Raw genomic sequence first — 23,846 nt, forward strand, 5'->3', positions numbered from 1 at the left:
ATCTGGCTTGTAGGAAGGGAGTCCTATCGTAGAGGCCCGTCGCGCCAAAGTCCAACCTTACGCGTCGGGCGGACGCTGCCACCTCCAACCCAGGAGGCGGTGCAAAACGAATCGCATCTAGCCGATGCAGCGTGCGCGTTCGCCAGCCTGTTCCGATGCACCGGTCTCGCGCCGCCACGCATGATGATGCAACGCAGCGTTGAACTTCTCCGCCGGCCATGCCGCGCCGAGCGCCTCTCTGATCAACGCCTGCTGGCTCGGCGGCGCAAGGCCGTTGAGCGGCGGATCGCGATCGAGATTGGTCGGAAACGGATAGCCTTCCGCGCAACTCGCGATGACCGCCTCGAGTTGCGCCGCACTGAGGCGCGCGTGCGCGACGCAATCGCGCAACACCGGATAGATCGCCGCGCACATCGCAACGCGGTCGACCGACTCCATCGCGCGCCCGTAGGCGGACGATATTTGCAGCAGGTTCGCCATGCGCGCGACATCCGCCGTGCGATTCTCGCCGGCCGCATGGAACAGCGCGGGATTGAAAAACAGCGCGTCACCCTTCTCGAGCGGCAGTTGCACGCAATGCGCTTCGAAGTACTCGCGGAAGTCGGCGCGCCGCCATGCGAGATAGCCGGGCGCGTAGCGCTGCGAATATGGCAGCAGTTTGGTCGGCCCGCTTTCGATCGGCATATCGACGTGCGCGATCGCGCCTTGCAGCGTCAGAAACGGCGACATCGTATGCACGTGTGCGGGAAAACGCTGCGCTTCGTCGACGGTCTGAAAGCCGAGGTGATAGTCGCGATGCGCCTGCTGTGCCGCGCCGCCCGGCCGCACGACATTGATCTGCGACGTCATCTGATACTGCGGGCCGAGCCATGCATCGGCCACGGCCGCGACGAACACGTTCGCGTAGTAGCGCGCGAAAACGTCAGGCGAACGAAGACACAATTTTTCCAGTGCATTCCAGATCCGGTCGTTCGCGCCCGCCTTGGCGAAATGATCGCCACCGGCGCCGCCCCGCGCGCGTTCGTCGCGAATGATCGCCTCGAATAGCGCGGTCGCTTCGTCGATCGGCACGGTATCGTCGTACGCATGCCGCAGCACGATCGCGCCCGCGCCGTCGTGCAACACATGCACCCATTCGGCAAGCAGTTGCGCGCGTGCGGCGGGATCTTCCAGCGTGTGGCGCAGCGCGCCGCAGTCGTACAGTGCGATGCCGTGCGGCATGGCATGCGCGAATTCCGTGCGTTGCGCTCGCTGGCCTTCCGCGATCTGCGCGGCAAAATCCGCGACGGAACAGGCGTCTTCCCGATAGCCGTCGGTCCGCGGTGCAGGCTGCGGCGACGGCAATGGCGCCGCCCGCGCTGGCAAGTCGTCTCCCCGCATTTTTTGCTCCTTGAGTGTGCGTTGCGAGCATATCGTCAATCGATACGCGCACGCCAGTCCATCGATTGTCCGGCGTCCCTGGGTACGGGTTTTGCGCCTCCCTCTCCAGGCGCTGCGTTCGTGAAGCGATTTCGCGCTTCGGCAGTCGCACAAGGAGAATGAAAATGCCTTATCTGATCGGTTGGATGCTCGGTGTGCCGCTTATCGTGCTCGTCATTCTGTATCTGATCTTTCACTGATGCAGCGCCTCGATATCGACGATCGCCCGCGTACCGCAGCGGTGCGCAGGCGATCGCGACTGGCGCGCACACCGTAATCGCCACGATCGCCGCCCGCGACGCGACGTCCCGTCGCTCGCACGCAGGCGCACTTAACCGTCTGAGCAATTTCCTCCGTGCGTGTGGCAAGACGCACGCAATGTGCTTCGTATTCCCGAAGCATTCCATCCGTCGCATGGCGCGCGAAATCTTCGCGCCGCGCATCCATCGTGCCTAACGACCGCGCATCGTGCGTTTCGCGCGGCCTGGGATACGCACCACGGGTATACGTTAGTTTGTGTTCAGTAACACCGCCCGTTTACTGAGTTGAAAAACGGTAAGGCTTCCGAAATTGGTCCGCCGCCGTCGATTAAAACTCTCGTGCGTGGAGGTGTGTATGCCGAACTTGTCGAAGGACTCAGTAGATGGTTTAAGAGCCGCCACGCGCGGACAGGTGTTCGTGCCGGACGATGCAGGCTACAACGAAGCGCGCACCATCTGGAATGCGATGATCGACCGGCGTCCGGCGGTGATCGTCCGCTGCGCCGGGGTGTCCGACGTGCGCGGCGCCGTCAACTTCGCGCGCGAGCAGCATCTGCCGCTCGCGATGCGCGGCGGCGGCCACAATATTGCGGGCACCGCGCTATGCGACGACGGGCTGGTGATCGATCTCTCCGCGATGAAGTCGGCGCGCGTCGATCCGTTCACGCGACGCGCCTATGTCGAGCCCGGCTGCACGCTGCGTGACTTCGATCACGAAGCGCAGGCGTTCGGGCTCGCGGTGCCGCTCGGCATCAACTCGACGACCGGCGTCGCCGGGCTCACGCTCGGCGGCGGCTTCGGCTGGCTGAGCCGCCGATTTGGCATGACCGTCGATAACCTCGTCTCGGCCGATATCGTCACCGCCGACGGCGAGCTCCTGCACTGCAGTTCCGATGAACACGAAGACCTGTTCTGGGCGATACGCGGCGGCGGCGGCAATTTCGGCGTGGTCACGATGTTCGAATTCGAACTGCAACCGCTCGGACCGATGGTGTATGGCGGCCTCGTTGTCCTGCCGCTCGATCAGGCAAAGGAAGCGCTCGGACACTACCGCACTGCGGTCGACTCGATGCCCGACGAACTGACCGTCTGGTGCGTGTCGAGGCTCGCGCCGCCGCTGCCGTTCCTGCCGGCCGAGGTGCACGGCAAGCCGATCCTCGCATTCGCGATCTGCTACACCGGGCCGGTGGAAGACGGTCCGCATGCAGTCGAAGCCGTGCGCCAGTTCGGCAAGCCGTACGGCGAGCACCTTGGACCGATGCCGTACACCGCGTGGCAACAGGCGTTCGATCCGCTGCTCACGCCGGGCGAGCGCAATTACTGGAAGTCGCACAATCTGTCCGCGCTGCAGGACGGTTTGATCGACGCCCTCGTCGAAGGGATCGGTACGCTGCCGTCGCCGCAGTGCGAGATTTTTTTCGGGCAGGTCGGCGGCGCGATGTCGCGCATCGCTGAAGACGCGACCGCGTACGCGGCGCGCGACGCGAAGTATGTGATGAACGTGCACGGCCGCTGGAGCGATGCCGCCGACGACGCGCGCTGCATCGGCTGGGCGCGTGCGTTCTTCGAGAACACCAGGCCGTTCGCGCTCGGCAGCGTGTACGTGAACTTCATGACCGAAGAAGAGACCGACCGGATCGGCGCGGCGTACGGACCGAACTACGAGCGCCTCGTCGCGGTGAAGGACCGCTACGATCCGCACAATCTGTTCAACCGGAACCAGAACATCAAGCCGTCCGCGGCTGCCTGAATGGGGTACCGGCGGCCATGTAAAGGCGGGGCAGCGCAACAGTCGTCGCGAGGGCAGGAACGCGTGACGACTGCTACGCTGTAACGATGCGCTCATCGCCCCGTCCTCAATCCCTTCCGGCAGCCCGCATCGCAGCGTCGCGCTCGCGCCTCGCGATGCTGACCACGCTCGCGATGTTCGCCTTCGCGGGCAACTCGCTGCTGTGCCGCATCGCGCTGAAAGCGACCGCGATCGATCCGGCGACCTTCACGACGATCCGCATTGCCGCCGCCGCGACCGTGCTCTGGTTTATCCAGCGCGCCCGCGTACAGCAGCCGCGCGGCGGCGGCGACTGGTACGCCGCGCTTGCGCTGTTCGTCTATGCAGCCGCGTTTTCGTTCGCCTACGTCGGACTCGCAGCGGGCGCCGGCGCCCTGCTGCTGTTCGGCGCGGTACAGGCCACGATGATCGGTTACGCGCTGTGGAGCGGTGAACGCTTGCAGATCCGCCAGTGGCTCGGCGTCGCGCTCGCGCTTGCGGGCCTCGTTGTCCTCGTGCTGCCCGGTCTCGTGCCGCGGAACGCGGCGTCGCCGAGCCTCGCGCCGCCGCTCGCCTCTTCGCTGCTGATGCTTGCCGCGGGCATCGCATGGGGCGTCTATTCGCTGCACGGCAAACGCGCTGCCGATCCGGCCGCGGCCACGGCCGGCAACTTTCTGCGCGCGGTGCCGTTCGCGATCGCGCTCAGCGTGCTGACCCTGCTCGGCGCGCCGATACACACGCCACTCTCGGTGGACCGCGCGGGCGTCGTCTATGCGCTGATCTCCGGCGCGATCACCTCGGGGCTCGGCTATGTCATCTGGTACGCGGCATTGAAGGAATTGAAGGCCTCGAGCGCGGCGACCGTGCAACTGAGCGTGCCGCTAATCGCGGCGCTCGGCGGCGTCGCGTTACTGAACGAAGCGTTGACCGCGCGGCTCGTTGTAAGCGCGGTGGCCATTCTCGGCGGCATCGCGCTGGTCATCGTGCGCCCGTCGAAAGCGGTCTAGCGCGAGGCATCCAGCGGAACACGAAGCGCGGACTTGCCACGCGTCACCGTGTATCGCCCGGGTTGCCCGGGTTTCCCTGTGCTGCCCGGTGTCGCGCAATGGCGTTTTGGCGGACAATCGCGGATGCCGATCCACCCGAACCACCCACGCATATGAATTCCCCCACCGCCGACGATACCCCGCGTTCCGCACTGCGCGCGCTGACTCCGCTCGAAGCACGCGTAGTCGGCGTGCTCTTCGAAAAGCAGCACACGGTGCCCGACACCTATCCGCTGTCGCTCAACGCGCTGACGCTCGGCTGCAATCAGAAAACATCGCGCTCGCCCGTCATGAATGCTAGCGAAGCGGACGTGCTCGGCGCAATAGAAGGATTGAAACGGCTCAGTCTCGTGTTCGAAGGCAGCAGCAGCCGTGTGCCGCGCTTCGAGCACAATCTCGAGCGCGTGCTCGGCGTGCCGCGCCAGGCGGCGGCGCTGCTCACCGCGTTGCTATTGCGCGGCGCGCAGACTGCGGCCGAATTGCGGCTGGCCACCACGCGCCTGCATTCGTTCGCTGACACGTCATCCGTCGAAGCGTTTCTCGACGAACTCGCCGCCCGTGACACGCCGCTCGTGCTGAAGCTCGCGCGCACGCCGGGCGAGCGCGAAAGCCGCTGGATGCATCTGCTGTGCGGCGAGGCGCATGCGAGCGAAGCGCAGCCTCAGCCGCGCGGCGGTGCCGGTGAATTCGCGGCGGGCAGCGCTTCGTCGAGCGCCGCGAGCGCGGAACTCGATGCGCTCAAGGCCGAATACACCGAACTCGCGGGCAAGGTGGCGCGGCTCGAAGCGCTCGTTGAACGGATGGCCGCGGAACTCGGCATCGAAGTCGACAAGCCGGCGCAATAACGCGCCAGCCGCTCGAACCGCTCACGTGCGCCGCGTCATCATCGCCGCAAGACCGGGCTTGTCTTTGCCCGGCTGATCTTTCGCATCGGTTTGCGGCGCGCGCTCGTCGTCGCGCGCCTTCTTCGTGCTGGCATGCAGCCCCGTGCCGCTCGACTTGCGGCTCGCCGCATGCCGTTCGATCACGCGTTGCAGCAGACAGAACGCGCACAGCAGCGCGCCGATCACGATACGCGTCCACCACGAACTGAGCGTGCCGTCGAACGTGATCAGCGTCTGGATCGTGCCGAGGATGCCGACGCCGAACACCGAGCCGAACACATAGCCGACGCCGCCCGTCAGCAGTGTGCCGCCGATCACCGTCGCGGCGATCGCATCGAGCTCCATCCCCTGCGCCTGCAGCCCGTAACCGGACAGCAGATACAGCGTGAACACCACGCCGCCGAGCGCCGAGCAGAAGCCGCTGAGTGCATAGACGCCGATCTTCGTGCGCGCAACGGGCAGGCCCATCAGCAGCGCCGAACGTTCGTTGCCGCCGATCGCATAGACGTTGCGCCCAAAGCGCGTGAAATGCGCGATATAGATCGCGGCGATCAGCGCGACGATTCCGATCAGCGCGCCCGAATTCAGCGTGCCGCTGCCGATCGCCACACTAAACGCGGACACGGCGTGAAACGTCTTTTCGTCGATGGTGATCGACTGCGTCGTAATCAGAAAGCAGGCGCCGCGCGCGAGGAACATGCCCGCCAGTGTGACGATAAACGGCTGCAGCTTGAAGAAGTGGATCAGCGCGCCCATCGCGGCGCCGAACAATGCGCCGAACAGCAGCACGAGCGGCACGATCGCCCAGATCGGCCAATGCCACCATTGCGCGGCAACCGCGCACAGAATGGTGGTCAGCGCGACGACCGAGCCGACCGACAGATCGATGCCGCCCGACACGATCACGAATGTCATGCCGAGCGCGACGATCAGCAGGAACGAGTTGTCGACGAGCAGGCCGAGCAGCACCTGCAGCGAAAAGAAGCCCGTGTACATCACCGAGCCGAAGCCGAACAGCGCGGCAAAAAGCGCGATCGTCACGACGATCGGCAGCGTGCGCGGGTCGAGCAGGCGCGTCACGAAGGTCGATTTCACGGCCGTGTTTTCATCGTTGGTCTTTTGAGTCATTTCGCGGCCTCACTGACGGGCTTCGCTTGCGCGGACGAAAAAAGGCGCTTCACGTGTTTGACGAGCAGCGAGCGCGCCGACTCCGACTGGATCACGCAGACCAGCAGCACGACGATCGCCTTCACGACGAGTGTCGCTTCGGGCGGCACGCCGATCGAATACGTCGTGTACGTCAGCGTCTGGATAATCAGCGCGCCGATCACCGTGCCGGCGAGGCTAAACCTGCCGCCGGCCAGCGACGTGCCGCCGAGCGTCACCGCCAGAATCGCGTCGAGTTCGAGCAGCAGGCCCGCGTTATTGCCGTCGGCGCTGCGCACGTTCGAGCTCATCAGCACGCCCGCGATCGCGGCCATCAGCCCCGAGAACACATAGACGGCGAACACGATCAGGCTCGAGCGCAAGCCCACCAGCCGCGTCGCGACCGGATTCACGCCGATCGCGCGAATAAACAGACCCAGCGCCGTGCGGCTCATCAGCAAGGCCGTCGCCACCGTCACCGCAGCCGCGACCCACACCGCGCACGGAATGCGCGCGAGATAGCCGCCGCCGATCACGAGATACCCGGGCGCGCCGATCGGAATGATCTGCCCGCCCGTCAGCAACTGCGCGACGCCGCGGCCGGCCACCATCAGAATCAGCGTCGCGATGATCGGCTGCATGCCGACGAACGCGACCAGCAGGCCGTTCCACGCGCCGGCCACGAGGCCGACGGCGAGCGCGGCGAGCACCGCCGTCGTCACATTCCCCGGGCTATCGGCGAGCAGCATCGCCGCAGCCGCGCCCGCAATCGCGACGACCGCGCCGACCGAAATATCGATGCCGCGCGTCGCGATCACGAGCGTCATGCCGAGCGACACGATCACGAGCGGCGCCGCGCGATTCAGAATATCGATCGGCGCGCCGAAGAAGTGCCCCTCGAACATCGAAATCGCGAGGAAGTTCGCGCGATGCGCGACGTCGAGCGCAATCAGCAACACCAGCGTAAGCACCGGCCACACAAGCGTGTGCTGGAACGCCGCTTTGATCGCTTTCATTGGTCGCTCCCTGCAATAAGCTGATACACCTGATCTTCGGATACCGCATTGCCCGCGATTTCCGCCACCTTGCGCCGGTCGCGCAGCACCGCGATCCGGTGGCTCACGCGCACCACTTCGCTCACTTCGGACGAGATGAACAGCATGCCGAGCCCTTTCGCGCACAACGCCAGCACGCGATCCATGATTTCGAACTTCGCGGCGACGTCGATGCCGCGCGTCGGTTCGTCGAGAATCAGCATCTTCGGCTCGGTGGCAAGCCAGCGCGCGAGCAGCACCTTCTGCTGGTTGCCGCCCGATAAAAGCCCGATCGGCTGATCCGCATCGCGCGCCTTGATGCCGAGCATCTTGATGTATTCGTCGGCCATTTCGCGCTGCTTCGCGCGGCCGATCGCGCGCCACCAGCCGCGCCGCGCCTGCAGCGCGAAGATGATGTTTTCGCGGATCGACAGGTCCGCGACCACGCCTTCCTTCTTGCGGTCTTCCGGGCAATAGCCGATGCCGTGGCGCACCGCGTCGTGCGGCGAGCGCAGCTTGACGCGCCGGCTGTTCGCGAGCACCGTGCCTTCGTCGGATTTTTCGGCGCCGAACAGCAGCTTCGCGGTTTCGGTGCGGCCCGAGCCGAGCAGACCCGCGAGACCGAGAATCTGCCCGGGCCGCACGTCGATATCGATCGGGTTCAGCAGGCCGCGCCGGCCCACGCCGCGCATTTCGAAAATCGGCGGCGCTTCGCTCGCGGCCTTGGGCGGCTCGCTCGCCGCCTGCTTCAGGCGCTCGGACATGCGCGCATGACCGACCATCTTCGCGACCAGCTCGTCGACCGGCAGATCTTTCGCCAGATACTCGCCCTCGCGCTCGCCGTTGCGCATCACCGTGATGCGATCGGAAACCGCATACGTCTGCTCGAGAAAGTGCGTGACGAACAGAATCGCGATGCCCGACTGCTTGAGCTTGCGCAGCACGTCGAACAGGCGCGCGACTTCGCCGTCGTCGAGACTCGAGGTCGGTTCGTCGAGAATCAGCACGCGCGCATCGACCGACACCGCGCGCGCAATCGCCACCATCTGCTGGACCGCGATCGGATACGCGTCGAGCGAGCGCGTGACGTCGAGCGATACGTTCAGATCGGCGAGCGCCGCTTCGGCCTTCGCGTGGATCGACTTCCAGTCGATCATGCCGCGCCGCTTCAGATGCCGGCCCGCGAAGATGTTCTCCGCGACCGACAGGTTCGGACACAGGTTCACTTCCTGATACAGCGTGCGGATGCCGGCGGCTTCGGCTTCGAGCGGTGTCGCGAACTGCACGTGCTCGCCGGCGAGGCGGATCTCGCCGTCATCGTAGGCATGCACGCCCGTGAGCACGTTGATCAGCGTCGATTTGCCCGCGCCGTTTTGACCCATCAGCGTATGGATCTCGCCCGGGAACAGGCGGAAATCGACGCGCTGCAACGCGTTGACGCCCGGGAACGACTTGCTGATGCCGAGAGTTTCGAGAATGGGAGAATCGCTCATGAGCGTAGCGAAGATGAAGAAGAAAGCCTGAAAAAAGTCCGGCGCCGCGCATACCGCGCCGGCGCCGGACCCGCTGCTTACTCAATCACGTCAATCACGTCGTCACGGATCAGTACTTGCGCGTCGGCAGCACCTGAGCGGCGACGCTCATCGGGAACACGGTTTCTTCGGTCACGATGCGTTTCGGCAACTGCTTGCCGGCGACGATGTCCTTGGTCGCCTGCATCAGCTGCGGTCCGAGCAGCGGGCTGCATTCGACGTCGACGTTGATCTTGCCCGCGACCATCGCTTCAAAGCCGCCCTTCGTCGCATCGAACGAAACGACGCTGATGTCGGTACCCGGCTTCAGGCCCGCTTCTTCCATCGCCTGGATCGCGCCGAGCGCCATATCGTCGTTATGCGCGTAGACGACGTTGATCTGCTTGCCGTACGTCTTCGCGAACGCTTCCATCACCTGCTTGCCGCCCGCGAGCGTGAAGTCGCCGCTTTGCGACGCGATGATCTTGAACTTCGGATCGTTCTTGATCACTTCCATCAGGCCGGCATGGCGATCGTTGGCCGGCGCCGAGCCGACCGTACCCTGCAGCTCGACGATATTGATCGGGCCTTTGTCGTTCTTGTAGCGCTCTTCGAGCCAGCGGCCGCCGCGGCGACCTTCCTCGAGGAAGTCCGAGCCGATCATCGTCACGTACAGCGACTTGTCCTTCACGTCGATGTTGCGGTCCGTCAGGATGACCGGAATCTTCGCGTTCTTCGCTTCGGTCAGCACCGGCTCCCAGCCCGATTCGACGACCGGCGAAAAGGCGATCACGTCCACCTTCTGCGCGATATACGAGCGGATTGCCTTGATCTGGTTTTCCTGCTTCTGCTGCGCGTCCGAAAACTTGAGGTTGATGCCCGCGTCCTTCGCGGCCGTCTTGACCGATACGGTATTGGCGGTGCGCCATGCACTTTCGGCGCCGACCTGCGCGAAGCCGAGCGTGATTTTCTTGTCTTCCGCGTGACCGTTGATGGCCGCGGCGAACAGCAGCGCCGACCCGACCAGCGCGCCGAGTGTCAGGCGTCTCGTGTGATTCATTTCCTGTCTCCGATTTATATCGTTTGTTCTGGCGCCGGCTACCGCAGGCGAGCGTCCTTACCGGCACGCGACAGCAAAAAGCTGGCGCCACCTGTCACAACACTGCACAATCGATCAAGCAGCCCAACTGGAAACGTATTAACTGAAGCCGGCTCAACGCGACGCCCCCGTTCGTGGCAGCGAATCTGGCCGCCCGGTCTGTTAATAGCCAAACTATATCCATGCGTCAGTGCGGCGGTGATTAGTACTTTCCCGAGCCTCGATGGGGTGTTCCCGCATCGTCATTCTCTCTGCATAGCGCGCGCCAGGTCCGGTATGCGGCGGCCGCCGAAAAACCGGCGCAGGCCTTTCGAGCCGCGCGCGATTCTCCTTTATCTATTAGATATAGTCCTACTATTTAGAAAGGCATCGTGTTCACTGGACGCGCGGACGGCATATCCGGCATCGCTCTGTGCGCGCATCTGCGGCGAATACGCCGCCAATCTCCGCAAAATATACGGAGATTAATTGGCGCTTGCGGAGAATAGCGTCCATAATCTCCGCATGGAACGCGGAGATTACCTTTATATCTGGGAAGCGCCGGAGTGGCCGGATTGGCGCTACGACCTTGCCGCGCTGGCCGCGCCGCTAGCGGCCGCCGCCGGCGCGCAAGGCCTGCTGCTCGGACGCATGTACGATGCCGGCGTCGCGCAGCGCACCGAGGCGAATCTCGTCGCGCTCACGGCAGACGTGCTGAAAACCAGCGAGATCGAGGGCGAGTCGCTCAATCCGCATTCGGTGCGCTCGTCAATCGCGCGCCGGCTCGGCGTCGATATCGGCGCGCTCGCGCCGGTCGACCGGCACGTCGAAGGCATCGTCGAAATGACCCTCGACGCCACGCAGCACTGCTACGCGGCTCTCACCCGCGGGAGGCTGCTCGGCTGGCATGCCGCGCTTTTCCCGACCGGTTACAGCGGGCTATCGCCGATCCGCGTCGGCACATACCGAGACGATGCGCGCGGCCCGATGCAGGTGGTATCCGGTTCCGCCGGCCGCCAGCGCGTGCACTTCGAGGCGCCGCCGGCGCCACGGCTCAAAAAGGAGATGCCGCGCTTTCTGCGCTGGGTCAACACCCATTCCGACCACCATCCGATCATCAAGGCCGGCATCGCGCACCTGTGGTTCGTCACGCTGCACCCATTCGACGACGGCAACGGCCGTATCGCCCGCGCGATCGGCGACATGCTGCTGGCCCGGATGGACGGCACCGACAGCGGGCGGCGCTTTTACAGCCTGTCCGCGCAGATCCAGCACGAACGCCGCAGCTACTACGAGATACTCGAGCGCACGCAAAAAGGCACGCTCGACATCACCGAGTGGCTCGCCTGGTTCCTCAGGAATTTGCAGAGCGCGCTCGACGCCGCGCTTCACACGCTCGACGCCGTGCTCGCGAAATCGCGTTTCTGGCAGCGCATCGCCGGCATGCCGCTCAATGAGCGGCAGTCGAAGCTCGTCAACCGGCTGCTCGACGGTTTCGACGGCAAGCTCACCAGCAGCAAGTGGGCTGCCATTGCAAAGTGCTCGCCGGATACCGCGCTGCGCGACATCAACGAGCTGATGGCGCTGGGCGTGCTGCAGCGAAGCGAGGGCGGCGGGCGCAGCACCGCGTACGAACTGGCCGAGCCGATGCCCGCGCCGGACGCCGCGGCGCCCGTTCCGTTACCCCAGCGATGACACCGATGTGACAGGCGCGTAGCAGCGGTTTTTTGCACAACCGGTTCGTTTTTTCTCCTTCGCGCCAGCGGCAAACGGTGCGAGTATGCGGTTCGAGCGATACGCATCGCGCGCTATGCCGCTCGCCCCCCCGTATCACGCGCATCACACGCATCAAACGCATCGCCTCAGTTGCATGCCCAGTTGCGTACTCAGTTGCCACTCAGTTGCCACTCAGTTGCCACTCAGTTGCCACTCAGTTGCCACTCAGTTTCCATATAGCTACCGCAGCGCCAAGGAGAATCGCCAAATGAACGACAACGATCCGAACCGCCTTGCCGACACCGATCCCGCCAATGCGCCTTCCACCGCCGGCGCCGATCTGCCCGACGACCCCGAACGCCGCCGTGTCCTGACCGGTCTCGCCGCGGTCGGCGCGGGCCTCGTGCTGGCCGGCTGCCAGACGGCGGGCGACGCCCTCCAGTCGTCCACGGGCAATGCATCGAAGAGCGCCGCCGACCTGCGCCTCGACGCCGCGCTGCGCGACCAGGTGAAGAATATCGTCGTGATCTACGCGGAGAACCGCAGCTTCGCGAATCTGTACGGCAACTTCCCCGGCGTACAGACGCCGCTCGACTCGGTCACGCCGCAAATGTACGTGCAGTTCGATCGCGACGGCACGACGCCGCTGCCGCGGCTGCCGGCGATCTGGGGCGGGCTCGTGCCGCAGGCGCAGGAGATCGACGGCAAGCGTTATTACATCGGCGAGAAGCAGATCACAAACCTGCACAACCAGCCGTTTCACCTCGTCGACGCGCAAGGCGCGCCGCTGCCGAACGGCGTGATCACACGCGACCTCGTCCACCGCTTCTACCAGAACCAGATGCAGATCAACGGCGGGCGCAACAACGGCTTCGCCGCATGGGGCGACTCGGGCGGGCTCGTGATGGGCCATTACCGCAGTTCGCCCGCCACGCTGAAAATCTGGGGCCTCGCGCAGCAGTACACGCTGTGCGACAACTTCTTTATGGCGGCTTTCGGCGGCTCGTGGCTTAACCACATCTTCCTGATTTCGGCGCAGGCGCCGCTGGTTCCGGACATCCACAACAGCATCGCGAAAAACCACGTGTCGGTGCTCGAAGGCGACGACCCGCTCGGCACGCGCCTGAAGATGGCGCCCAATTCGCCCGCCTCCGCACTCGACGGGCCGCCGAAGTACGTGCGCGACGGCCTCTTTACGCCGGACGGTTACGCGGTCAACACGATGGCGCCGCCGTACCAGCCGAGCTTTATCCGGCCCGGGCCCGACGGCAATTCGCTGTACGCGAACCCGGCGGACCCGAAGGTGCTGCCGCCGCAGAAGTACGCGACGATCGGCGACCGGCTGACCGACCGCGACGTGGAATGGGCATGGTATTCGGGCGCCTGGCAATACGCGCTCGATCATCAGGAAACGGGCGCCGTGCCCGACTTCCAGTATCACCATCAGCCGTTCAACTACTTCGCGAACTACGCGCCCGGCACCGCGGCGCGCACGCGGCATCTGCGCGACGCCGGCGTCGGCGACGATCCGTCGACCAACCGGCTGCTCGCCGATATCGACGCGGGCCGCCTGCCGCCGGTCACGTTCTACAAGCCGCAGGGCAATCTGAACATGCACGCGGGCTACGCGGACGTCGAATCGGGCGACCGTCACATCGCGGCCGTGATCGACCACTTGCAGCGCGGGCCGCAATGGCGCAATACGGTGGTAATCGTCACGGTCGACGAGAACGGCGGCTGGTGGGATCCGGTCTCGCCGCCGAAGGGCGACCGCTGGGGCCCGGGTTCGCGGATTCCGGCGCTCGTCGTGTCACCGCTTGCGAAGAAAGGCTATGTCGATCACACGGTCTACGACACGAACTCGATCCTGCGCTTCATCAGCCGCGTGCATGGGCTCGAAGCGCTGCCCGGCGTCGCCGCGCGCGACCGTGCGTTTGCGCAGAACGGTCTTGCGCCGCTCGGCGATCTGACTGGGGCACTCGATCTCGCGTAATCTCGCGCTGCGGGTTCCTATGCCTCGACAATGCCCGGGCTGCGCTGCTCGCGCCGCTCGCGCATCCAGCTATCGAGCTGCACCGACGACAACGGCCGCGCAATCCAGAAGCCCTGCAACTCGTCGCAGCCGATCCGGCGCAGCAGATTCGCCTCGCGTTCGTTTTCGACACCCTCCGCGACCACACGCAAGCCGAGCATATGCCCGAGCCCGACGATCGCCTCGACGATCGCGAGATCGGTCGGCTTGTCGAGCTTGTTGTGCACGAAGGTGCGGTCGATCTTCAGCCGGTCGAGCGGAAAGCGGTTCAGATAACTGAGGCTCGAATAGCCGGTGCCGAAGTCGTCGAGCGAGATGCGCATGCCGAGCGCGCGAATCGCGTCGATCGTCGCGATATTGCGTTGCGCGCCGTCGAGCAACACCGATTCAGTGATCTCGAGTTCGAGACGTTGCGGCGCGACCTGGTGCTTCGCCAGGCTCGCCTTCAGCGTATCGATCAGCGTGTCGTCGCGCAGCTGCACCGTCGACAGATTGATCGACAGGGTGAGACCGGCGAGCGGCCCGTCGCGCCAGCACGCAAGCTGCCGGCACGCCTCGTCGATGACCCACGCGCCGATCGGCACGATCAGGCGTGTCTCTTCGGCAAGCGGGATAAACTGCGCGGGCGACAGACGGCCGAGCTCGTTGCTGTCCCATCGCAGCAGCGCCTCCACCGCGATCACCTCGCCGCTCTTCGTATCGATGCACGGTTGATACGCGAGCCACAGTTCGTCGCGCTCGATCGCCGTGCGCAAGCTCGCTTCGAGTGCGAGCCGCCTCCGGCTGCGCTCGATCATGTCCGGCGCAAAGAACTTCGCGAGGTTGCGCCCCGCCGCCTTCGCCTGATACATCGCAAGGTCGGCGTTCTGCATCAGCGTATCGAGATCGAGTCCGTCTTCCGGGTACATCGCGATGCCGACGCTGCACGATACCTGGATCGCCGTGCCGTTGATGTCGTGCGTCTCGCCGACGAGTGGAATCATGCGCTCCTCGATGGTTCGCGCGACATCGACCGCATTCGCCGCGCCGTTCAGGATTACCGTGAATTCGTCGCCGCCGAGGCGGCTCACAGTATCGTCGTGCCGAACCGAGCGCACGAGGCGCGCGGCCACCGAACGCAGCAAACCATCGCCGATATGATGACCAAGCGAATCGTTGATGTCCTTGAAGCGGTCGAGATCGATAAACAGCACGGCAACGCGCCGGCCGGTGCGCTTCGCGGTATCGAGCGCGACCGCAAGCCGCTTCTTGAAGAGCGCGCGATTCGGCAGTTCGGTGAGAAAGTCGTGCTCGGCGAGAAACTGGATGCGCGCTTCGCTCTTCTTGCGGTCGCTGATATCGATCAGCGTGCAGATGTAATGCGAGACCTGCCCTTCCGTATCGCGCACCACGCTCACCATCAGCCACGCCGGATAATCGCCGCCATGCCGGCGCCGCACGTGCGCTTCGCCGTTCCACGTGCTCGCGCGATCGACCATCCGCGCCAGCGTCGCGAAACTATCATCGTCGCCGGGCAAGCCGTCGACGATAAAGCCGGGCGCACGGCCCGTCACGTCTTCGGACCGATAGCCGGTGGTTCGATAAAACGCCGCATTGGCGGTCAGCACGCGGTAGCCGTTGTCGAGAATCAGGATCGCCTCGGACGATGCCTCGAACACACGCGCCCACAGTTCGAGCCGCTGTTCCATGAGCTTGATCTGATTGATCGGCGTAAACGCGGTCAGAATCGCATCCTGCCCCTGGAAGCTCAGGCGCCGCGCCGACAGCATCGCCCACGTCGATTCGTCGGTGGCCTTCCAGTGCACCTCGAATTCGTCGACCGCCTCGCGATCGGATAACTGCTGGAAAAAGCGCGCTCGCGTGCCCGAATCGAGGCCGCGCGCCCACGGGTCGATCGCGCAGCCGTTGAGCCAGAAGAGTGCGGGACGATTCGCATGCAGCACCTCGTGACCCGGCACCGCGGTCACCACCATCGGCACCGGCGTCGCTTCGACCAGCGCATGCTGCGCCGCCGAGGCGCGCGCGGTCGCGGCCAGTTCCTTCTGCACGTCGCGCTCGCGATCGAGTTGCTCGAGCATCTCGTTGAAGCCGTTCACGAGCACGCCGATTTCGTCCTGACTGTGCCAGCGCGCCCGCAGCGAGTGGTCGCCGGTACGCCGCACGGTATCCATCACACGCGCAAGCTGGCGCAGCGGCCGCGAGATCTGCAGCGCGACCGTGTACACCATCGTCAGAATGCCGAACAACAGGAACAGCACCGTGCCCAGATGCAGCCACATGCGCGCGTACAGCGCGCGCACGCGTTCGCGCAGCAGGCGGTCGAGTTCGATGCCGGTCATGCGCCACGTTTCGCCGACGTCCGTCACGACGCGCTGCCGCGCGGCATCGGCCGCGGCGAACAGCGCCGAATCCGCGTCCGCATCGCCGCTATCGACAATCGCACGCGCCGCGCGCCGGTAGTCTTCGACTGCGGCGTTCATGCGCTGGATCGACGGGCCGAGCGCGCGATCGAGCTCGTGATCGGCCGCCACCGCTTCCGCGAAGTCCGTGTGCAATCCTTGCAGCACCGCATCGAGCTGGCCTTCGCGCACCAGATAGCGTGTGCGCACCAGGTCCACCGCGGCGGGCCGCATATCGTCGCGCAGGCCGCTGCCGATCTGATTGATCGCATCGAGCAAGGCGGGATAACGCAAGATAGACAGCGACATCGAGTAGTAGCTGTCGAGGTCGGGGTCGAGAATCAGGTTCGACTGATTGCCGATGCGCGTGACGAGCTCGCGGCACGCGAACAGCGCGTTGTTGACCTCGGTGGCATTCAGGGCCGAGCCATTCGCGAGCGTGATCAGCGCGTGCCGCACGCGCTGGTTCAGTTGTGCGCTTTGCATCGCCGCGCCGTATTGCGTTTCGGCGTCTTCGAGCGCGAGCGCGGTCTGCTGCAGCGTGTGTGCGGGCACGTGCGCGCCCGCTCCTGCCTGCGCAACCTCGACCACCGCATCGCGCACCGAGCGCAAATAGATGTTCCCGACAATCTCCTTGTTCGAGAAATCGATAGCGATGTACTTCTCGTGAATCAGAATGCCGCTGATATAGACGACCGCGCTCAGGTCCAGTAAATAAATGAGCAGAAGCTTCCGGCCGACGCGCAAACGTGCGAGCAGACGAAAGAAGAGATTGCGTTTCATGAAGTGCGGGACCTTTAACGGCCTTTACGGACCTTTAGGGGCCTTTAGACCTTGACGCCGATAACTGAACAAAACACCTTTAAGCGTCACGTATTCCGAAGAATCGTAAGCCCCGGTGAATGTACCTGTCTGTATCTATCGGCGCATGATATGCGCACATTAATCGTATTTGAGCGATTCCCTACAACGGTGCGTACGTGCGCCAGAACGGCGCACGACCAAACGTTTGCCGGCACGTATCGGTGCTTCGGTGTTATCGCGCGTCGGGCGCTGACGTGGACGACGTAGCCGGCGAGGTTTCGCGCTGCGTCTCGATCTCCGCGAGAATTTTCGACGTATGCTCGCCGACCGCGGGCACCGGTTTCATGACCGGCTCGATGCCTGCAATCGTGACCGGCGGCAAAAACATATCGTGCGGGCCGCTTTCGGTCCCGACGCTGCGATAGCGATTGCGCGCGCGCAGTTGCGGATGCTCGAGCAGCGCGTCGACGTCGTTCATGCGCCCATTGGCGATCGCGGCGCGATCGAGCCTTGCGATCACTTCGTCGCTAGTCCAGGCGGCAAAGTGCTGACGGATGGTTGCTTCGAGCACTTCGCGGTTCGCGACGCGCAACGAGTTCGTCACATAACGCGCATCGGTTGCGACGGTCGCGTCGCCGAGCACGATTTCGCAGAATTTCTGCCACTCGCGTTCATTCTGGATGCCGAAGAATACGACCTTGCCGTCGCCGGCCGGAAACGGCCCGTATGGCGCGATCGTCGCGTGCCGTGCGCCGCTGCGCGGCACCGGTTCGCCGCGGCCGCGCGTGTAGTACGCGGGATAGCTCATCCACTCGGTCAGCGCGTCGAACAGCGATACTTCGAATGCATAGCCTTTGCCGGTGCGTGCGCGCTGATGCAGGCCCATCAGGATGCCGTTCAATGCATACATGCCCGTTGCGATGTCGGCGATTGCAACACCGCATTTCGAAGGCGTTTCAGGCGTGCCATTGATCGACAGGAAACCGGTTTCGCATTGCACGAGCAGGTCATACGCTTTCTTGTCGCTATACGGGCCGCCCGAGCCGTAGCCCGAGATATCGCACGCAATAAGGCGCGGAAAACGCGCCACCAGCGACTTCGCATCGAGTCCGAGACGCGCCGCCGCGCCCGGCGCGAGGTTCTGGATAAACACATCGGCCTGGCCAAGCAGCGTTTCCAGCGAAGCGCGCGCGTCGTCCGCCTTGATATCGAGCGCGAGGCTTTCCTTCGAACGGTTGGTCCAGACGAACTGGCTCGACAGCCCATCCATGGCCGTGTCGTAGTTGCGCGCGAAGTCGCCGACTTCCGGCCGTTCGATCTTGATCACGCGTGCGCCCCAATCGGCGAGGTGACGGCTGGCGAGCGGCGCGGCAATCGCCTGTTCGAGCGAGACGACGGTGATGTCGTCGAGTGGCAGATTCATTTCAAACGTCCTCCAGATTCCATGTCGTGTGCGGCGTGTCCAGTCGTCTTCACGCGTTCACGTGAGCTGCGGCACCATCCAGTTGAGCAGCGGCGTCGATTGCAGCCAGACGAGCAGGCTCAACGCGGCGATCATCAGCACGGTCCAGCCTGCGACACGCCGGAACAGCACGCCTTCGCGGCCCATCATGCCGACCGCGACGGCGCCGACCGCGAGGTTTTGCGGCGAGATCGCCTTGCCGACCACGCCGCCTGTCGTGTTGGCGGCCGTCAACAGGATGTCGGAGAGTCCCGTGTGATGTGCGGTCGTGTACTGCAGCATGCCGAACAACGCGTTCGCTGACGTGTCGGAACCGGTCAGCGCGGTCGCGAACCAGCCGAGCACCGGCGACACCGGTGCGAATGCCGGGCCCGCGTTCGCGGCCCAGATGCCGAGCGTCACGATCTGGCCGGACAGGTTCATCACATAGGCGACGCCGACCACGCAGCAGACAGTGAAGATTGCCCAGCGCAACTCGTGCAGGTTCTGCAGATACACGCGCGCTGCGACCGATAAACGGAGCTTCAGAATGGGCACCGCAATCAACCCTGCGATCAGCACGATCGAGCCTGCGGACAGAATCCATTCGAATTTCGCGCTCGTCGCGGAGACGGCCTTGCCGGACGGCGCGACGACATGCAGGAACGGCCAGGGGAATGTGGTCGTGAAGCGGCCGAGCAGATGGCCGAGCCAGCCGATCTGCGTCGATGCGACGACCAGAATCACGGCTGCGTAGGGCGCGAGTGCGCGGACGATGTCGGCGGCGCTGTCGTGGGGTTGTGCTTGTTGCTGTGCTTGTTGCGCTAGTTGCTTCGCTTTCGATGCGGTATGCGCCTGCGCCTCTGCGTGCGGGTTGCCGTTCGCTGCGCTGCTGCGTGCACGCGAACCGCGTTGCGCGTCGGCTGCCTGAGCCGCGCCTGGCGGAAACTGCGAACCGGCGGGCGTCATCGGCATCGCAAGCGTCGCGCCGTGCGCGGCCGCGACGGAGAATGCGCCCGCGTGCTGCGCTTCGCCAACCGCGCCGCCGGCCGTGCCTTTGTCGGCCGCGCCTTTATTACGCTGCGCATCGTGCCGCGCGCGATATGCGCCTGCTGCATCCGACGTTCCGGCGTCGCTCAACTCCGCGCGCAATACGCGCGGCGACCACACTTGCAGAAACGCGATCGAAACCGCGGCACAAATCAGCGCCGCGACGATATCGACGAGTTCGACCGGCAACAACATCGAGCCGCCAAACTGACCCAATGCAAAGCACACGCCCGCGATCACCGCGAGCGGCCACACTTCCTTGAGACCACGCCGGCCGTCGACGATAAACACGAGAATCAGCGGGATAAACAGTGCGAGCAGCGGCGCCTGACGTCCGACCATCACGCTGATCTCGTGCACGGGCAAGCCCGTGATTTTCGCGAGCACGGTAATCGGCAGACCGAGCGCACCGAACGCAACCGGGCTCGTATCCGCAATCAGACACACGGCCGCCGCCTTGAGCGGTTCGACGCCGATCGAAATCAGCAGCACCGCGCAGATCGCCACCGGTGCGCCACCGCCCGCAAGCGCTTCGAGCAGCGCGCCGAAGCAGAACGCGATCAGCACCGCCTGCACGCGCTGGTCCGCGCTGACGCGTGCCAGCGAACGGCGCAACACATCGGCATGACCGCTTTCCTGCGTCAGTTTGAACAGCCAGATCGCGTTGATGCCGATCCAGATAATCGGAAAGAACCCGATCGCAGCGCCTTCGGCCGCGCCACTGACGGTCGTGCCGAGCGGCATGCCGTAGACGAACAGCGCGACGACCATCGACACGACGAGCGAAGCAAGCGCGGCCCAGCGCGCCGCCATTCGCAGCACGCCAAGCAGCAGAAACAGGGTGAGCAGCGGCAGCACCGCAAATGCGGCCGACGCGCCGATCGAATGGGCGACGGGATCGAATATTTGTGTGTACATCAGGGTGTCTCCTTCGCCCGGTTACGAGCGTTCCTTTTTGCTTTCTTTGTCGATGCCTGTCGAGTTCGCTACCTAGCGGGCGTTAAGCGTTTTCAGGGCGCGCTTTCAGGCCGATATGGCGGCAAGCACGCGGCGCGCCTCGCGCGCAATCGCTTCGTCGACCATGCGGCCATCGACGACCGCCGCGCCCGCGTCGCATGCGTCGATCACGCGCTTCGCCCATTCGACGCGCTGCGCCGAGGGTGTAAACGCGGCATTGATCGGCGCGACATGCGACGGATGAATCGCCGTCTTGCCGACGAAGCCGTTCGTGCTCGCGAAATCGAGTTCGGTTTGCAGAATCGCGGCGTCGTGGATCGCGAAGCATGGCGAGTCGAGCGCCGGCACGCCGGCCTGCGCACACGCGCTCGCGACACGGCAACGCGCCCATTGCAGCGCAAGCGATGCCGGCTGCGCGCCGACATCGGAAGCGTAGTCGGCTGCGCCGAAGTTCAGCGCGGCGATATGAACGCTCGACCCATGGACGCTCGACCCATGGACGTTCGACCCATGAACGCTCGACCCATGGACGTTCGACCCATGAACGCTCGGCACGCTCGCCTGCGCAATCGAAACAGCCGCATCGAGGCCGCGCGCCGATTCGATCATCGGCACGAGCTTGCACGCCTTCCGAGCTTCGTCGAGCAGCGTGCCGACCTGCGTAACCTCCGCGGCCGACTCGATCTTTGGAAGCAGAATGAAATGCGGCGCGCGTGCCGCGTCGAGCAGCATCAGCAAGTCATCGAGCCCCCAGCGCGTGCGCGGCGAGTTGATGCGCACGGCCAGCGTCGGCAGCGCGCCGCTGTCCGGCGCATCGAGCAGCCGGCGAACCTCATTGCGCGCGGCCGTCTTCTGGTCGGGCTGGATTGCGTCTTCGAGATCGACGATCAGCACGTCGACGCCGCTTTTCTTCGCATTCGCGAAACGATCCGGTCGCGTGGCAGGTGTGAACAGCCAGCTGCGCATGCGGGTGCTTTCGCCGATGCGATCGCGGGTGACATCGATGTCGAGGATGGAACCGTTGGGGTTGAAAGACATGAAGTTGACGCTAAAGCAAAGTGTCTGGCCGATAGCGTCAATGTAGTGGCTTCAGGAAAAGCGTGGAAATACGGCTGTGGAATACGGGGTATAGGTATAACCTATACGCGCACCGGCAACGCGACATTGCGGTGCGGTGCAGCACGGCACATACCGTCACACAGCAGGATCGATCATGGATATCAGGCAGCTCAAGTATTTCGTCGCGATTATCGACGCAGGCAGCTTCTCCAAAGCCGCGGAACGGCTATTCGTCGCGCAGCCCTCGTTAAGCCAGCAGATGGCGGGCCTCGAAACCGAGCTAAAAACGAAGCTGCTGTTGCGCAGTGCACAAGGCGTCGCGCCAACCACCGCGGGCAGCACGCTATACCGCCATGCACGGCTCGTGCTGCGGCAAATGGAACAGATCCGCAACGACGTGCGCGAAGACAGCGGCAGCGAAGCGGGCGCGGTTGCGGTCGGCGTGCCGACCACCGTGGCGGCCGTCCTCGCGTTGCCGCTATTCGAACGCATTCGCAAGCGCTTTCCCGGCATCCGCCTGCAGATTTTCGAAAGCATGAGCGGCCATATCAGCGAAATGCTGCCGAACGGACGCCTCGATCTCGCGCTGCTGTTCCGCGATTCCGAAACGCGCGGCATTTCGGTCATTCCGGTGTTCGACGAAGAGCTCTACGTGCTCGGCAACGCGGGGCTCTCGCTGCGCAAGTCGACCACGACCTGCCCGCTTGCGTCGCTCGCGAACGTGCCGCTCGTTTCGCCGAGCCCCGCGAACGGCTTGCGGTTAGTGATCGAGCGCACGTTTCAGCGCGAGGACGTCGAGCTCAATATCGTGGCCGACGTCGATTCATTGCCGACGCTCGTTGCGATCGCGGCCGAAGGCTCCGCGTGCACGATTCTGCCGGCGGCGGCGCTCGCGCAACGCGAACCGGCCGCGCGGCCCGTGATGCGCAAGATCGTGCAACCGGTCATGACGCGGCCGGTCAGCGTGTGCTGGTCGCACGCGGTGCCGATCAGCGCGGCAGCGCTTGCGGTGCGCAAGGCGATAGTCGAACTGATTCGCGAACTGCATGCGCACGGCAAATGGATCGGCATTACGCTGCGCCCTGAGCCTGATGAAGCGACGCTTTCCGATACCAGCGGGTGGTCGGGCAGCGCGCTGGCGATGGACTAGCTTCGACGGGCATAGGAAATTCCGATAGCGCGTAAGGCAACCGCGAAATCGAACGCTACGCACGAAACCGCGCCTCTGCCCAATCCGCCTTGCGCGCAAGCGCAACAAACGCGGTCAGATAATCGATCGCATCATCGGCCTCGCGCGTGCCGAGGAAGATCTGCTTCGCAATACCCTTCCTGCCAAGCCGCAGCGGCACAATCGGCATCCATTCCGAGTACTCTTCCGCGAGCCAGCGCGGCAGCGCGGCGACGCCACGGCCGCTGGCCACCATCTGCAGCATGATGTCCGTCGTCTCGATCACCTTATGCCGCTTCGGCACGACGTTCGCAGGCGTCAGAAACTGCGTGTAGATGTCGAGCCGATCCGTTTCCACCGGATACGTGATCAGCACTTCCGATGCGAGCTGCGCGGGCGTGACATAGGCCTCGTTCGCCAGCGCGTGAGCGTCGGCCACCACGAGCACCTGCTCGTAGTCGAAGACGGGCTGGAAGCGCAGCCCGGGCTTCTTCAGCGGGTCCGGCGTGACGAGCACGTCGATGTCGTAGCCGAATAGCGCGCCGATGCCGCCGAACTGAAAACGCTGCTTCACATCGACATCGACGTCCGGCCAGCGCGCCAGATACGGCTGCACGACCTTGAGCAACCACTGGTAGCACGGATGGCATTCCATGCCGATGCGCAGCGTGCCGCGCTCGCCTTGCGCGTACTGCTTCATGCGCGCTTCCGCGTGCTCGAACTGCGGCAACAGCCGGTTGGCGAGGCCGAGCAGATACTGGCCCGCCTGCGTGAGGCGCATCGAACGCCCTTCGCGCGTCCATAGCGGCGTACCGAGTTGCTCTTCGAGCTTCTTCACGGTATGGCTCAGCGCCGATTGCGTCACATTCAACGCGTCGGCCGCGCCTGTTAGCGACCCTTGCCGCTCCACTTCCCGGACCACCATCAGATGACTGCGTTCAAGCATGCCCACCCCATGAACAGAATCCATGAACATAAATAATGCATGTATGAAATAAATCCATTTTTATTCATACATCGAAAATTCTATCATCGGTGCCAGACGACGTTTCTTCTCTCGACACATACGACAAA

General features: G+C 64.4%; 16 protein-coding genes. 6 read left to right on the top strand and 10 right to left on the bottom strand.

What is annotated here, in order from left to right:
* Positions 1 to 117: 117 nt before the first annotated feature.
* Entirely contained in the window at positions 118 to 1,380 is a 1,263-nt protein-coding gene (locus KZJ38_RS33095) for a phytanoyl-CoA dioxygenase family protein (protein ID WP_219801238.1), read from the bottom strand.
* A 654-nt stretch (positions 1,381 to 2,034) separates the two neighbouring features.
* Between KZJ38_RS33095 and KZJ38_RS33100 the strand changes: the two genes are divergently transcribed.
* The 3 genes from KZJ38_RS33100 (at position 2,035) to KZJ38_RS33110 (ending at position 5,338) form a co-directional block, all read left to right on the top strand.
* A complete protein-coding gene (locus tag KZJ38_RS33100) occupies positions 2,035 to 3,429 on the top strand; it encodes an FAD-binding oxidoreductase (protein ID WP_219801239.1) in 1,395 nt (464 codons plus the stop codon).
* Positions 3,430 to 3,584: 155 nt separating this feature from the next.
* Positions 3,585 to 4,454: a DMT family transporter gene (locus KZJ38_RS33105; RefSeq protein WP_246641895.1), complete on the top strand. Its 870-nt coding sequence runs from the start codon at positions 3,585 to 3,587 to the stop codon at positions 4,452 to 4,454.
* Between the two features lie 152 nt (positions 4,455 to 4,606).
* Positions 4,607 to 5,338 carry a YceH family protein gene (locus KZJ38_RS33110; RefSeq protein ID WP_219801241.1) on the top strand — a complete coding sequence of 244 codons (732 nt, stop codon included), beginning with the start codon at positions 4,607 to 4,609 and terminating at the stop codon, positions 5,336 to 5,338.
* Positions 5,339 to 5,359: 21 nt separating this feature from the next.
* On the opposite strand, the gene yjfF is transcribed toward KZJ38_RS33110, so the two are convergent.
* The 4 genes from yjfF to KZJ38_RS33130 form a co-directional block, all read right to left on the bottom strand.
* A complete protein-coding gene (gene yjfF, locus KZJ38_RS33115) occupies positions 5,360 to 6,505 on the bottom strand; it encodes a galactofuranose ABC transporter, permease protein YjfF (RefSeq protein WP_219801242.1) in 1,146 nt (381 codons plus the stop codon).
* Entirely contained in the window at positions 6,502 to 7,539 is a 1,038-nt protein-coding gene (locus KZJ38_RS33120) for an ABC transporter permease (RefSeq protein WP_219801243.1), read from the bottom strand. Before KZJ38_RS33120 ends, yjfF begins: the two co-directional genes overlap by 4 nt.
* The gene (locus tag KZJ38_RS33125) at positions 7,536 to 9,050 is read right to left on the bottom strand and encodes a sugar ABC transporter ATP-binding protein (RefSeq protein ID WP_219801244.1); all 1,515 of its coding nucleotides are present in this window, start codon (positions 9,048 to 9,050) and stop codon (positions 7,536 to 7,538) included. Before KZJ38_RS33125 ends, KZJ38_RS33120 begins: the two co-directional genes overlap by 4 nt.
* A gap of 109 nt (positions 9,051 to 9,159) precedes the next feature.
* Entirely contained in the window at positions 9,160 to 10,128 is a 969-nt protein-coding gene (locus tag KZJ38_RS33130; protein WP_219801245.1) for an ABC transporter substrate-binding protein, read from the bottom strand.
* A gap of 543 nt (positions 10,129 to 10,671) precedes the next feature.
* Here KZJ38_RS33130 and KZJ38_RS33135 point away from each other — a divergent pair.
* Both KZJ38_RS33135 and KZJ38_RS33140 read left to right on the top strand, forming a co-directional pair.
* Complete coding sequence (locus KZJ38_RS33135; protein WP_219801246.1) at positions 10,672 to 11,841, top strand: Fic family protein; 1,170 nt, start codon at positions 10,672 to 10,674, stop codon at positions 11,839 to 11,841.
* A gap of 289 nt (positions 11,842 to 12,130) precedes the next feature.
* A complete protein-coding gene (locus tag KZJ38_RS33140) occupies positions 12,131 to 13,855 on the top strand; it encodes an acid phosphatase (RefSeq protein WP_219801247.1) in 1,725 nt (574 codons plus the stop codon).
* A 17-nt stretch (positions 13,856 to 13,872) separates the two neighbouring features.
* Here KZJ38_RS33140 and KZJ38_RS33145 read toward each other — a convergent pair whose 3' ends face one another.
* The 4 genes from KZJ38_RS33145 to KZJ38_RS33160 all read right to left on the bottom strand — a co-directional run bounded on the left by KZJ38_RS33145 (position 13,873) and on the right by KZJ38_RS33160 (position 21,583).
* Complete coding sequence (locus KZJ38_RS33145) at positions 13,873 to 17,076, bottom strand: EAL domain-containing protein (RefSeq protein ID WP_219801248.1); 3,204 nt, start codon at positions 17,074 to 17,076, stop codon at positions 13,873 to 13,875.
* A 253-nt stretch (positions 17,077 to 17,329) separates the two neighbouring features.
* Entirely contained in the window at positions 17,330 to 18,520 is a 1,191-nt protein-coding gene (locus KZJ38_RS33150; RefSeq protein ID WP_219801249.1) for a CaiB/BaiF CoA transferase family protein, read from the bottom strand.
* Positions 18,521 to 18,577: 57 nt separating this feature from the next.
* On the bottom strand, positions 18,578 to 20,506 hold the full coding sequence (locus KZJ38_RS33155) for an L-lactate permease (RefSeq protein WP_219801250.1): 1,929 nt from the start codon (positions 20,504 to 20,506) through the stop codon (positions 18,578 to 18,580).
* A gap of 105 nt (positions 20,507 to 20,611) precedes the next feature.
* Entirely contained in the window at positions 20,612 to 21,583 is a 972-nt protein-coding gene (locus tag KZJ38_RS33160) for an aldolase/citrate lyase family protein (protein WP_246641896.1), read from the bottom strand.
* A 175-nt stretch (positions 21,584 to 21,758) separates the two neighbouring features.
* Here KZJ38_RS33160 and KZJ38_RS33165 point away from each other — a divergent pair, with 175 nt between their 5' ends.
* Complete coding sequence (locus KZJ38_RS33165) at positions 21,759 to 22,754, top strand: LysR substrate-binding domain-containing protein (protein WP_219801251.1); 996 nt, start codon at positions 21,759 to 21,761, stop codon at positions 22,752 to 22,754.
* A 55-nt stretch (positions 22,755 to 22,809) separates the two neighbouring features.
* Here KZJ38_RS33165 and KZJ38_RS33170 read toward each other — a convergent pair whose 3' ends face one another.
* Positions 22,810 to 23,718, bottom strand: coding sequence for a LysR family transcriptional regulator (locus KZJ38_RS33170; RefSeq protein ID WP_219801252.1), 909 nt, complete (start codon positions 23,716 to 23,718; stop codon positions 22,810 to 22,812).
* Positions 23,719 to 23,846 lie beyond the last annotated feature (128 nt).

The sequence above is a fragment of the Paraburkholderia edwinii genome (genome assembly GCF_019428685.1).
Taxonomy (GTDB): domain Bacteria; phylum Pseudomonadota; class Gammaproteobacteria; order Burkholderiales; family Burkholderiaceae; genus Paraburkholderia; species Paraburkholderia edwinii.